The organism is Streptomyces iconiensis, from assembly GCF_028657195.3.
Classification (GTDB): Bacteria; Actinomycetota; Actinomycetes; order Streptomycetales; family Streptomycetaceae; genus Streptomyces; species Streptomyces iconiensis.
Genome location: NZ_JANCPR020000047.1, coordinates 66691 through 78568 on the forward strand (window position 1 = coordinate 66691; position 11878 = coordinate 78568).

Consider the following 11878-nt stretch of genomic DNA (forward strand, 5'->3'; position numbering starts at 1 on the left):
CGACCGCTGGTCGTTACCCGGTTCCCCGGTATTCCCTGGGAGATGCCACGCCCCCGGCGGGAGTCCCGGCGGGGGCGCACTGTGGCTCAGTCCTCCAGCGTCTCGAAGATGTCGGGCTCGGCGCTCGCCAGTCCGGCCAGCCTCTGGACGTTCTGCCGGAAGCCCTCGCCCCGCATGGCGCTGCGGTGGGACTCCGCGTCCCGCCACTGGGCCGTCTCGACGTAGACCGCGGGCCGGTTCACCGAGCGGTGCAGCCGGTGCCCCAGGAACCCGGGCTGGGCCCGCATGTACGCGCTGATATCGGAGACGACCCGCCGGAACTCCTCCTCCTTGCCCTCCACGACGGTGAGGCGATTGATCATCGTCATCATCTGGTGCGACCTCCTCGGTCCGTGATCTCCACTTGGCAGTAGACGCCCGCGAGCGTTCCGTCCCGCAGGTGCTGTCGCAGCCGGCGGCGCTCGATCTTTCCGTTGGGCGAGCGCGGGATGGCGTCGATCCCGATGACCCGCCTGACCTGCTGGTAAGGGGGCAGCCGGCGGTTCACCGACCGCACAGCGGCGGCCAGCCGCTCCGAGGCCCGGTCGGTGCGCGGCACGACCAGCGCGTGCGCGACGGCCCCGTGCCGTCGGTCCGGGTGGTCGACCACCGCGCAGTCGCCGACGTCCGGATGGCCGGCCAGGGCGCGCTCGATCTCGCCCGGGGCGACCAGCCAGTTGTCGTACTTGAACACGTCCTTGGTCCGGTCGAGCAGGAACAGGTCGCCGTCCCGGTCCACATGGCCGACGTCGCCGGTGGAGAACCAGCCGTCGGCGTCCACCGCCGGGCCGTCGGACGGGTCCAGGTAGCCCGGCATGACCTGCGGCCCGCGCACCTGGACCTCGCCGGGCACCCCCGGGGGCCTTACCGTCCGATCGTCCACGTCGACGATCCGGCACTCGGTCCCGGCGACCGGCGGACCGACCGATCCCGGCTTGGGCCGGCCGGGCCGCCCGCAGTGGGTCAGCGGCGAGGTCTCGGCCAGGCCGTAGCCCTGGAGGACGGGGATGCCGAAGTGCTCCGACAGCGCGACGGCGTCGGCCGCCGCCAGCGGCGCGCCTCCGGAGAAGACCGCCCGCAGCGTCCCCGCCCGCAGATCTGGCAGCCGCGAGTCCGCGGCGAGGCGCGCCAGCCGTACGGGCAGGGTGAAGTACCGGTCCGCCTGGGCGCGGTGAGCGGCCCTGACGGCGGTAACGGGGTCGGGCTCCTCGCACAACACCTGGGACGCCCCGGCGAGGACGGCCGCGTTCAGGTGCATGGGGTGGAAGAGCGGCAGGTGGTTCAGCGTCACCGTACGCGCGGTCAGGCCGTGTGCGTCGGCGGTCTGCGCGGCGTTCACGGTGAGGTTCCGGTGCGTGAGGCGGACGCCCTTGGGGCGGCCGGTGGTGCCGCTGGTGAACAGCACGCAGGCGTCCTGCTCCGGGCGGACCGGCGGGAGCAACCCGGGCGGCGCGGCCGGCGCCGTCGCGATCAGCTCCGCCGGCGTGCCCGCCCCGGCACCTCCCGGGGCGCCCGCCTCCGGCAGGGCGACGACCTCCACGCCCCGGAGCCGTGCCGGAGCGCAGCCCCGGACCATCCCCGGCGTGAGGAACGCGACCGGCGGGCGGGTGGCGTCGAGCGACTGCCCGAGCAGCCGCCCCGGTTGGAGCGGGTTGAGCACGGCCGCAACGTTCCCGCTCCGCGCGATGGCGTAGTACGCGACAGCGAACGCCGGGTGGAGCACGTTGGCCACCCCGATCGTGACGCCCCCGCCGGGACCGGTGAGCGCGGCCAGCGCGGACGCGCACCGGGTGACGCTCCGGTCGAGTTCGGCGAACGTCACGTCTCCCGCCCGGGAGCGGATCGCGAGGCGTTCTGGATGCCGCCGGGCCGCCCGGAGTAACGGCTTGTCCAGGCGCGCGCCTTCGGTCCCGGCAGGTCGGCGTACATGGGGGATCCGTGTCATCTCTTCCCTTCCCGGCACGGTGGCCGAGGCGCGCCTCACCGGCCGCCCGCCACCGTGATCAGGTCGCCGGTGATGTTGCCGTTGGCCCCGGAGCAGAGGAAGGCGATCGTGTCGGCGACCTCCTCCGGCGTACTGAGTCGGCCCGTGGGGGTCCGGCCGCGCTCCTCGGCGGTGACGCGCTCCGGGAGGTCGGCCCTGACCCCCTCGGTCAGGGTCAGGCCCGGGCTGACGACGTTGACGAGGATGCCCGCGGGACCCACGTCCCAGGCGAGGTTGCGGGCGAGGCCGTGCAGGGCGCTCTTGGCCGCACCGTAGATCTCCTGGCCGGGTCTTCCGTTCCGTGCCACGTGCGAGGAGACCAGCACGATCCTTCCCCAGCCCAGCCGGCGCATCCCGGCTACGGCGAGCTGCACCGTCCGCACCGTGTGCTGGAGGTTGTCCGAGAGGAAAGCGCTCCAGTCCCGCTCGGGGACATCCTCGAAGAGGTCGCCGCGCTCGCGCCGCCGCCCCCGGCGAACGGCGTTGGCCACCAGGACGTGCGGGGCCTCGCCGAAGCCCCGTTCCACCTCTTCGGCCAGGTGCGCGGGGGAGCCCGGATCGGCGAGGTCGTAGCGCACCGCCAGCGCGCGCCCCTGGCCGGCGCCGAGCTCCTCGGCGAGCTCCGCGGCGCGCCCGGCACGGGTGCTGTACGTCAGCGCCACCCTGGCCCCCTCGGCGGCGAACCTCCTGGCCGTGGCGAGACCGATGCCACGGGTGGCTCCGGTCACCACGACGACCCGTCCCGACAGCCCCAGATCCATCGCTGACTCCCGTGGGTTGCGTGTCCGCGCCCGCGCCCGTGCCCGCGGCCCGGGTCACGTGAGCGTGGAGCGCTGCGGCACCCCGATCGCCCCCAGCGCCGGCCGCAGCGCCTGGAGGGTGAACCGGTCCCCCCGCGCGGACAGATAGCCGTCGGGCCTGACGAGCAGCCACCCGCCGGGACCGGCACCCAGCCCGGCCGCGAGGCGCCGACCGGGGTCGGCGAGCGGGCCGGGCCCCGGACTGCTGTCCGCGTCGGCGACGGTTCTGACGGACAGCCAGCTCTCGTACTCGGCGGCGAGGGCACCGGCCGCCTCGGTGTCGCCCGCCTCGTCGGGCTGGTCGAACACCAGCAGGGTCCAGCGGGGATCGCGGAGTTCGGCGAGCAGGGCCTGCCAGCCGGCGCCCGCGGCCTCCTCCGGGGTGACCTGCGCGATGCGTGCCCCCGGGACGGGATCCCGCGCGCCGGGCGCCTCGTGGGTGAGCGGGCTCGCCGGATACGTCAGGGACAGGGCGGTCATCTGGCGCATGATCTTCCGCTCGATCCTGCCGCGCAGCGCGGGGACGTTGCGGATCACCGCGAACACCACCGGCAGCATGACGGCCTGGACGGCGCTCTTGAGCGCGACGAGCCGGGTCGCCTTCTTCGTCGAGTTCAGCAACTGCTCGCCGACCGGGACGCGTTCGGCGTCGTAGCTGTCGAGCAGCCGGTCGTCCGCGTGGCCGCGGGCGGCCATGGCCAGCTTCCACGCCAGGTTGCAGGCGTCCTGCAGCCCGGTGTTCAGGCCCTGGCCGGAGGCAGGGCTGTGCACGTGCGCCGCGTCGCCCGCGACCATGCAGCGGCCCACCCGCATCCTGGGAACCATCCGCTGCTGGATGGTGAAGACCGACACCCAGGTCGGCTCGGCGACCCGGACCCGCTGGCCGCACCCTGCGGCGATCTTGCGGGCGAAGCGTGCCGCCACGGCGTCCGGGCCGTCGTCCACCGCGTCGACGGTGTCGAGCAAGCGCCACTTGTCCCGCTCGGGGAACGGGACGGCCATCACGCTTCCCCCGGGCACATGCATCAAGTGCAGGCTGTCGCCCGGCAGATCGAGGTCGATCTTGGCGTCGGAGATCAGCCAGGTCTCGCTTCCCTCGCCGATGAGCGGCAGGCCCAGCTCGCCGCGCACCGTGCTGTGCCCGCCGTCACAGCCGACCAGCCACGGCACCTCGACCTCCTCGGCCGAGCCGTCCGTATGCCGCAGCCCCGCCCGTACGCTCCCGGCGTCGTCCTGGCCGACGGACTCCACGCGTACGCCCCACTCCGCCCGGACCCCGAGACCGTCGGCCGCCTCGCGCAGCACCTCCTCGGTGCGGACCTGATCGATGACGAGGGTGAAGGGGAAGCGCGTCGGCAGTTCGGAGTAGTCGGGCCCGAACCTCACCAGGCGCCGCCCCCGCTGGTACATCGAGAAGTGCCGGACCCGCCTGCCGCGGGCGAGCATCGCGTCGAGCACGCCCATCTGGTCGTAGAGCTCCAGCGTGCGCGCGTGGGTGGCCAGGGCGCGGCTCGTCGTGGCCGGGCCAGGAGCCGCGTCGATCAACCGGACCGTCAGGCCCCGGCGGGCGAGTTCGTGGGCCAGAGCCAGCCCGGTCGGGCCCGCTCCGGCGACAAGTACGTCGATCACCTGTACTCCCTTCGGTGCTTCGGAGGGCTTGATCGCGGATGACGCTAGAAATCGGGATTAGCGGACCGCTCGCAGCGGGGTCCATTTCCGCGCCGCGCGAATGCGGCCCGGGCAACCGGGGCGTGGGTCAAGCGGGCTTCGATCAGGTGACCAAGAAATCGCCCTAGGTTCCGCGCCACGATGCGAAACCGGAGGGAATCGATATGACCAGGGCCGCTCGACCCCCAGCCCCGGAACGCCGTCACGGCGAGCACGACGCGAGCCGCTTCACCGACTCGCTCCTGGCCGACGAAGGGGCGGTCGTCTCGGTCGACGATTTCAGACGGCAGTTCGCCGCATACGGCCGGGAAGCGAAGGCCAGGGTCGAGCGCATCCCGTTCGCCCGTCTCCAGGACTGGGCCTTCTCCGAGGACACCGGGAATCTGGAGCACCGCAGCGGACGCTTTTTCACCGTCGAAGGGTTACGGGTACGGCCGGAGGCGGAGCCGGAGGCCACCTGGACCCAGCCGATCATCAATCAGCCGGAGATCGGCATCCTGGGCATCCTGGCCAAGGAGTTCGACGGGGTGCTGCATTTCCTCATGCAGGCCAAGATGGAGCCGGGCAACGCCAACGGCTTCCAGCTCTCTCCCACGGTCCAGGCCACGTACAGCAACTACACCCGGGTCCACCGCGGCTCCCCGGTGAAGTATCTGGACGCCTTCCTCGAACCGAGGAAGGGGCGGGTGCTCGTCGATGTGCTCCAGTCCGAGCACGGCGCGTGGTTCTGGTGCAAGCGCAACCGCAACATCATCGTGGAGACCACCGAGGACGTGCCCCTCCACGAGGGGTTCTTCTGGCTGACGCTGGGCCAGCTCCAGCGCCTGCTGGCGCTGGACAACGTCCTGAACATGGACAGCCGCACGGTGCTGTCGTGCGCCCCCGTGACCCTCACCGACCGAGTGGACCGCCCCCCGGCCGGTGGCGATCCGTTCCGTGCGGCGCTGCTGCGCTCGCTGGACCCGGAGGCCGGGACACCGCTGCTGGCCGCGGAGTTCCTGAGCTGGTTCGTCGAACGCAAGGCGCGCACCCGGGTCACGCGGCAGCGGGTCGCCCTGGACGACGTGGACGGCTGGCACCGTTCCCAGCAGGTGATCGACCACACCGACGGCGGGCACTTCGGTGTGATCGCGGTCGAGGTGAGCGGGGGGAACCGCGAGGTGGGCGGGTGGACGCAGCCGCTGTTCGCGCCCGTGGGCCAGGGGACCGTCGCGTTCGTGGTCAAGAGCTTCGGCGGGGTGGCGCACATCCTGGTGCACGCCCGCATGGAGGGCGGGCTGCTGGATGTGGTCGAACTTGCGCCCACCGTCCAGGAGATCCCCGGCGACCGGCTGAGCGCCCGGGGACAGCGCAACCCCTTCCTCGGCTACGTACGGGATGCCGGGCCGGAGCGGATCCACTACGAGGCGCTGCTCTCGGAGGAGGGCGGCCGCTTCCACCACGCGGTGAGCCGGTATCTCGTCGTGGACGGGGACGACCTGCCCGCTGAGGTGCCCGACGACTACCAGTGGGTGACGCTCGGCCGGCTCGTCGGCCTGTTGCGGCACAGCCACTACCTGAACGTCCAGGCCAGAACGCTGGTTGCGTGCCTGCACGGACTGTGGTCGCGGGCGCGGTGAAGAGGTACGGCGAGGCGAGAGAAGAAAAAGGAATCAGTCACCAGATCGGAGTGCCGTTCATGCTGTCCAGGAAGACCGTCAGCCGCACAGTCACCCTTTCCGCACCGCTCACCACCGTGTTCGGGCTGGTCCTCCGCGTGCACGAGGCCCCCCAGTGGCACCCGGGCGCGATCCACGCCGAACATCTCGGGAGGTCGGACAACGGCGACACCGACCGCGTCCGGCTCTGGTCGCTCAAGGACGAGAAGTCCGTCAGGACGAGGGTGCTGCGCCGCGAGATCCGCGACGGGGAGAGCATCGTCTTCGAGCACGAGGACCCCGCCCGGCCGGGAGGCGGTGTGCGGGGCGGCTGGTACTTCACGGCGCGGGCCGACGACGTCACCGAGGTGGAGATGCGGCACGATCTCGGTCCCGCGGACGCCGGTCCCGGTCTGGCCGAGGCCGTCGCCCGAGAGACCGTGCGCTATCTCGATGCCCTGAGGGAAGCGGCGGAGCACGACACCGAACGGCGTCGGCTGGTGCTCTCGTTCGAGGACCCGCTGTTCATCGTCGGCGACGTCAAGGACGTCTACGACGTCCTCTACGAGGCCGACCGGTGGCCCGAACGGATGGCGCACGTCGACCGACTCACGATGACGGAGGACGAACCGAACATCCAGTTCTTCGACATGGACACCAGGACGTCCGACGGCTCGCCCCACACCACCAGGTCGGTCCGCGTCTGCCTGCCCCACCGGGAGATCGTCTACAAGCAAATCCGGCTGCCCCGGCTGCTCGACGCCCACACGGGCTACTGGCGGTTCACTGAGGCGCCAGAAGGTGTGCTCGCCCGCGCCGGGCACAGCGTGACCATCAAGCCGTCGGCGCTCGGCCTGCTCGGCGAGGGAACGACAGCCGGCGACGCCCGGAGATATCTGCGCCGCGTGCTCGGCACGAACAGCATGGGAAATCTCCGCGTGGCCAAGGGATATGCCGAGGAGCGCGCCGGAAGCCGAGGCAGAGGCTGAGCCCGAGGAGAGAGCACGGATTCCACGGTATTCAGGACGTGTTTCCGGCACGGCGGGAGAGGAGCAGGTATGCGGAGAAGCGTGGTGATCACGGGAATAGGAACCGTGGTACCCGGAGGGCCGGGGAAGCGCGATTTCTGGGACGCGATCACGGCGGGCAAGACCTCCACACAAAGGATCTCCTTCTTTGATCCGTCCCCATTCCGCTCGCAGTTGGCTGCAGAATGCGACTTCGATCCGTCCGCGGCCGGACTGACGCCTCGGGAGATCAGGCGGATGGACCGGGCGGCCCAATTCGCGGTGGCCTGCGCGCGGGAGAGCCTCGCGGACAGCGGGCTCGCCGCGGGCGAACCCGAACCGCACCGCCTCGGGGTGACCATCGGGACGGCGGTGGGCGCCACGATGAGCCTCGACCGGGAGTACGCGATCGTCAGCGACCGGGGCAGGGAGTGGCACGTCGACCCGGCCTACGCGGTCCGGCAGCTCTACGGGTACTTCGTGCCCAGCTCCTTCGCCTCCGAGGTCGCCTGGGACGCCGGGGCGCAGGGACCGGTCGGCGTCGTCTCGACGGGGTGCACCTCCGGGCTGGACGCGCTGGCGCACGCCTGCGAGGTGATCCGCGAGGGCGCGGCCGACGTCATGGTGGCCGGTGCCACGGAGGCGCCGATCTCGCCCATCACGGCCGCGTGCTTCGACGCCATCAAAGCCACTAGCCCGCGCAACGACGACCCCGGCACGGCCTCCCGCCCCTTCGACCGTACGCGGAACGGCTTCGTGCTGGCCGAAGGGGCGGCCGTGCTGGTGCTGGAGGAGCTCCAGCACGCGCGGCGCCGATCGGCGCACATCTACGCGGAGATCCGCGGCGCCGCCAGCCGCAGCAACGCGTTCCACATGACCGGCCTGCGCACCGACGGCGCGGAGATGGCCGAGGCCATCCGCGCGGCCATGGCCGAAGCGCGCGTCGCGCCCGAGGACATCGGCTACGTCAACGCGCACGGCTCGGGCACCCGGCAGAACGACCGGCACGAGACGGCGGCGTTCAAACGGGCCCTCGGCGGGCACGCCCACCGCACGCCGGTGAGCTCGATCAAGTCCATGGTCGGTCACTCCCTGGGCGCGATCGGCTCGATCGAGGTCGCCGCCTGCGCGCTGGCCATCGAGCACGGGGTGATCCCGCCGACCGCCAACCTGCACGCGTCCGACCCGGAGTGCGACCTGGACTACGTGCCGCTCACCGCACGGGAGAAAAAGCTCGACACGGTGCTCACCGTGGGCAGCGGATTCGGCGGCTTTCAGAGCGCGATGATCCTCGGCCGGCCGCAACCGCACTGAACCCTCGGCACGCACGCATACAGGCACGCACGCCGACCGGACCGTCCGGTGCGGCGCGGACATGGGAGGAGCGACATGTCACTGATGACGATCCACGACCTGATGCGCATTCTGCGCGAGTGCGCGGGCGCGGGCGCGGACATCGAGACCGGCGGAGAGATCCTCGACCTCAGGTTCGACGACCTCGGCTACGACTCGCTCGCGCTCCTGGAGACGCTGAGCAGGATCGAGCACGACTACGGAACACGGCTGCCGGAGGAGTTCGTCGAACACGCCAGGACACCGAGGGCGCTCCTGGCGACCGTAAACGAAACGCTCGTCCGGGCGGGCTGAGGGGGCTGCCGCATGTCCAGCCGACGCCGAACCCCCTGTGGCGGACGGGAGTCCGCTCTGCCCGACCGCCTCCTCGCGGCCCTGCCCGCTTCCCTGCTGTGGCCCGTACTCACACTACGCTCGTCCTTCTTCCTACAGCTCAGAGCGGCGCGCCGCCGGGCTCGCCACCGTAGCGACCACGGCGACCCGGGCAACCAGGGCGACCCCGGGCGATCCGGCCGTCCCCCTCAGTGAGCACTGTGCATCGTGAAGTTGCAGGTCACGGTCTGGCGTGCGCTGGCTCCGGTGTTTTTGTGCTGGTCGGAAGCGACAGTCTGGGGTATGGACCGTCTGGCAGGGTGGGTTTGCGGTTTTCCGCCCGCCGTTGCGGGTTGTGTCCCTACGCTCCGGCGCATGAGGGACCCCGAGGTGCTGGAGCGGAACACCGCGGGACACGCGGAGCTGGACGGACTCGATGAGCAGCTGGTCACGCAGTTGTCTGAGGTCGTCACACGGCTTCCACTGGCCGGCGGCGACCAGCCGCTCGACGACCTCTCGGATCTGCACGACGGTCACCGCGGCGACGTCGGCGCCGGGCTGAAGGCGGATCGCGTCCAGCACCGCCGTCCAGGATGTGCGGCCACTCTCCAGCGCGGCCTCCACCGAGTACGGCCAGCCGGGCACCATCTGGTGCTTTCCCTCACCCCGCCCGAAGGTGTGGTAAAAGGCCCGGTCAGCACACATGTTGGCGTCCGGCCGCAGCCACGGCGAGACATCCACCGCCAGCACGGGCCGGCCGTCCGCCGCCCGCGGCAACGGCACCCCGGCCAGGGCACGACGCAGCCGTTCGGCGTCGATCCGGCCCTGGTTGAGCCCGCCGTACAGAGCCCCGTGCCCGCGACGGTGCTCGGGGGCGAGCGCGAGATCAACCAGCGTCCGCACCGGCCCGTCCGTGCACAACAGCGCGTCGCACAACTCGAACAACGCGTCGCCCCGCGAGGTCAGACACGCGTACAGCTCCGACCGGAAGTGTGACACTTCCGCGAACGCATCCCGTCCGACATCCTGAGGCTCCAGACTCACGACCACGGCCTCCGCGCTGATCCACTCTGTGACGGAGCAGAGGATCAGACGAAGGCCGCCTTCACATCTGCTGAACTGCGAAAACGCCGATCAAGTTCGAGCCGCGTTCGACGCAGGACCATAAATGACAAGGTAAGTAGCTGTTCCATATCCCTTGATCGGGGACGGCCTGTCACTTGTTCGTGGTGGGAAGCAGTCCCGCTCCCCGTGCTCTCGGACGCGGAGCCAGAAGCCGTCCCCGAGAAGGGAGGATTCCTCCATGACCCCTGACAGGCTTCTTCTGGCCTCTGAATGTTCGGCGGCCTTGGGCGCTCTCGTGAAGGCCGACACCGTCGACGTGGATGCCTGCGCGACTCTGGCCCGTCGCCTCCGGGAGGAAGGCATTGAAGCCACGATGCACGCCGACTACCTGCGCAGTGAGGCCCAGGAACGCACCCTTGGCCCCGACGCATCGACGGAGGACGTGCGGCGCAAGCTCGGAGCACTCAAAGTGGCGTTGTTCATCGTGTCGACATGGCAGTGGGACATGCAGACCGAATACGCGCTGGGCCAGATCCTGGCCGAGTTGGACGTCGTGACCACGGCACTCCCGAGCTATTGGACGAAGTCCATGGTCGCGGAGAGCAGGAGACAAGCTGCGGAGAGCCTGGACCTGCACCATGTGAACCTCCTCAGCTTCCTGAACCAGCGTCAGGGCCCCGGGTAGCTGAAGCCCTGTCTCGGCGCCCACTCAGGCCAGGGCGCCGGCGAGGTCGGCGGCGAGGGCGTAGCCGGGAGAGTCGTCCAAGAGTTCCTTGCGGCGGTTGTAGCGCTGGGTGGTGCGCGAATCCCGGTGGTCCGGCCACCGCTGGACCTAGTGGGGCGCGCATCCGGACGTGCGAGGGCGTGTGTGAAAGCCGGCGACATCGGACTCCTGCAGTGAGTTGCGCCCTCAACGGAGACGATCTCCGACCCGCGCCACGCGAACCTGCACACGCAGCCGACACCGAAGGGGGATCATGCCCGGCGAGCAGCCGCGCCCCAGCACCGACGCTGACGAAAACGTCAAACACGAGGAGCAGTTCGAGGCGTGGCGCAGCGCGCTGCGCGCGGCTTGCCGTTCCACGCGAGCCAGTGTCACGCTGGCTCCAGGGCTGTCCGCGGCCCACGGCGGCCACGGTCCTGTCGCGTTCGGAGGGAAGCCAACCCGTTCACCGTCTTCTCCCGGCGGTCAATCTTTTTTGCTGCGCGGACCGCGCAAGCCAGCATCTGATCCAGGTCTTCGCGCGTGTGGTCGACCAGGCTGCGGACGGCCAGGAGCGCTTGCCAGGCGGCCACTTGGGACACACCGTGCCCAAGTTCCACTGACAGCCGATGGGAACGGCGCGCAGACATCCACGAAGCCTTCCTCAAACTCGCCTGCTGCCTCATCACCCACCGACAACTCACCTCATTGTGTTAGCCGTTCGAAGTCCGATCGGGGCGCCGGGGCCGGGTCGGGAGCCGACAGGCCCAGCCCCGCCACCAGACCGGAGGCGGTACGCGTGGGGGGCCGGGGCCTTTGGAAGTGGCTCCGGCCCCCCGTCGGGGCTGTATTCGTTCCGTCGCTCCCGGGACCGGTGCGTCACACCGTCAGGGGCGACGGGTCAGGTCCCACTGCTGGTTCTTCCCTCCTTTGCACTTCCACTGGATGACGGGGGCATTGTCGGCTTTGCTGGCGCCCTGCACGTCGACGCACTTGTTGCCGTTCAGCGGCTGGGTGTACAGGGGAGTTTTTCGCATGAGCGCCGGCTTGAAGACGAATGTCTGGTTGCGGGCCCCGACGCAGGTGTACTGGTTGAGTTTGGCGCCATTTGCTGTGCTGGCTCCGTGGACGGTCAGGCACTTGCCGCTGTTGATGTTCCGCAGGACGACGCTGGCGTAGGCCACGTCCCCGCCGGACATCTCCATGCGCCACTGCTGGTTCTTGGCGCCGCTGACGCACCGGTACTGGTTGACGGTTGCGTTGTTGGCTTTGCTGGCGCCCCGCACGGTCAGACACTTACCGCTGTGCTT

Annotated in this window: 10 protein-coding genes and 1 pseudogene; 5 read left to right on the forward strand and 6 right to left on the reverse strand. The window is 70.6% G+C overall.

Annotated features, from left to right (window positions below):
- Positions 1 to 86: 86 nt before the first annotated feature.
- The 4 genes from NMN56_RS34125 to NMN56_RS34140 are packed head-to-tail and all read right to left on the reverse strand — an operon-like array spanning position 87 to position 4452.
- Positions 87 to 371 (reverse strand): antibiotic biosynthesis monooxygenase family protein, encoded by a 285-nt coding sequence (locus tag NMN56_RS34125; RefSeq protein ID WP_274047064.1) that lies wholly within the window; start codon positions 369 to 371, stop codon positions 87 to 89.
- Complete coding sequence (locus NMN56_RS34130; RefSeq protein WP_274047063.1) at positions 368 to 1984, reverse strand: class I adenylate-forming enzyme family protein; 1617 nt, start codon at positions 1982 to 1984, stop codon at positions 368 to 370. Before NMN56_RS34130 ends, NMN56_RS34125 begins: the two co-directional genes overlap by 4 nt.
- Positions 1985 to 2019: 35 nt before the next feature.
- Entirely contained in the window at positions 2020 to 2784 is a 765-nt protein-coding gene (locus tag NMN56_RS34135; RefSeq protein WP_274047062.1) for an SDR family NAD(P)-dependent oxidoreductase, read from the reverse strand.
- A 54-nt stretch (positions 2785 to 2838) separates the two neighbouring features.
- Positions 2839 to 4452: an FAD-dependent oxidoreductase gene (locus tag NMN56_RS34140; RefSeq protein WP_274047061.1), complete on the reverse strand. Its 1614-nt coding sequence runs from the start codon at positions 4450 to 4452 to the stop codon at positions 2839 to 2841.
- A gap of 203 nt (positions 4453 to 4655) precedes the next feature.
- Here NMN56_RS34140 and NMN56_RS34145 point away from each other — a divergent pair, with 203 nt between their 5' ends.
- The 4 genes from NMN56_RS34145 (at position 4656) to NMN56_RS34160 (ending at position 8782) form a co-directional block, all read left to right on the forward strand.
- Positions 4656 to 6110, forward strand: coding sequence for an NDP-hexose 2,3-dehydratase family protein (locus NMN56_RS34145; protein ID WP_274047060.1), 1455 nt, complete (start codon positions 4656 to 4658; stop codon positions 6108 to 6110).
- Positions 6077 to 7117, forward strand: a complete 1041-nt coding sequence (locus NMN56_RS34150) for an SRPBCC family protein (RefSeq protein WP_274047059.1) — start codon at positions 6077 to 6079, stop codon at positions 7115 to 7117. Before NMN56_RS34145 ends, NMN56_RS34150 begins: the two co-directional genes overlap by 34 nt.
- Positions 7118 to 7186: 69 nt before the next feature.
- Positions 7187 to 8449 carry a beta-ketoacyl-[acyl-carrier-protein] synthase family protein gene (locus NMN56_RS34155; protein WP_274047058.1) on the forward strand — a complete coding sequence of 421 codons (1263 nt, stop codon included), beginning with the start codon at positions 7187 to 7189 and terminating at the stop codon, positions 8447 to 8449.
- A 75-nt stretch (positions 8450 to 8524) separates the two neighbouring features.
- A complete protein-coding gene (locus tag NMN56_RS34160; RefSeq protein ID WP_274047056.1) occupies positions 8525 to 8782 on the forward strand; it encodes an acyl carrier protein in 258 nt (85 codons plus the stop codon).
- A gap of 486 nt (positions 8783 to 9268) precedes the next feature.
- On the opposite strand, the pseudogene NMN56_RS34165 reads toward NMN56_RS34160, so the two are convergent.
- A pseudogene (locus NMN56_RS34165) lies at positions 9269 to 9838 on the reverse strand (transposase); the annotation flags it as partial.
- A 310-nt stretch (positions 9839 to 10148) separates the two neighbouring features.
- Between NMN56_RS34165 and NMN56_RS34170 the strand changes: the two are divergent.
- Positions 10149 to 10550: a hypothetical protein gene (locus NMN56_RS34170; RefSeq protein WP_280842929.1), complete on the forward strand. Its 402-nt coding sequence runs from the start codon at positions 10149 to 10151 to the stop codon at positions 10548 to 10550.
- Between the two features lie 905 nt (positions 10551 to 11455).
- Here the strand turns inward: NMN56_RS34170 and NMN56_RS34180 are convergent.
- A partial coding sequence (locus NMN56_RS34180; protein ID WP_274047054.1) for an RICIN domain-containing protein occupies positions 11456 to 11878 on the reverse strand: 423 nt, incomplete at its 5' end.

Bases quoted from the DNA above. Each gene is read 5' to 3' on its own strand.
- NMN56_RS34135 (WP_274047062.1), bottom strand. From the start codon at position 2,784: ATGGATCTGGGGCTGTCGGGACGGGTCGTCGTGGTGACCGGAGCCACC.
- NMN56_RS34155 (WP_274047058.1), top strand. From the start codon at position 7,187: ATGCGGAGAAGCGTGGTGATCACGGGAATAGGAACCGTGGTACCCGGA.
- NMN56_RS34160 (WP_274047056.1), top strand. From the start codon at position 8,525: ATGTCACTGATGACGATCCACGACCTGATGCGCATTCTGCGCGAGTGC.
- NMN56_RS34130 (WP_274047063.1), bottom strand. From the start codon at position 1,984: ATGACACGGATCCCCCATGTACGCCGACCTGCCGGGACCGAAGGCGCG.
- NMN56_RS34125 (WP_274047064.1), bottom strand. From the start codon at position 371: ATGATGACGATGATCAATCGCCTCACCGTCGTGGAGGGCAAGGAGGAG.
- NMN56_RS34145 (WP_274047060.1), top strand. From the start codon at position 4,656: ATGACCAGGGCCGCTCGACCCCCAGCCCCGGAACGCCGTCACGGCGAG.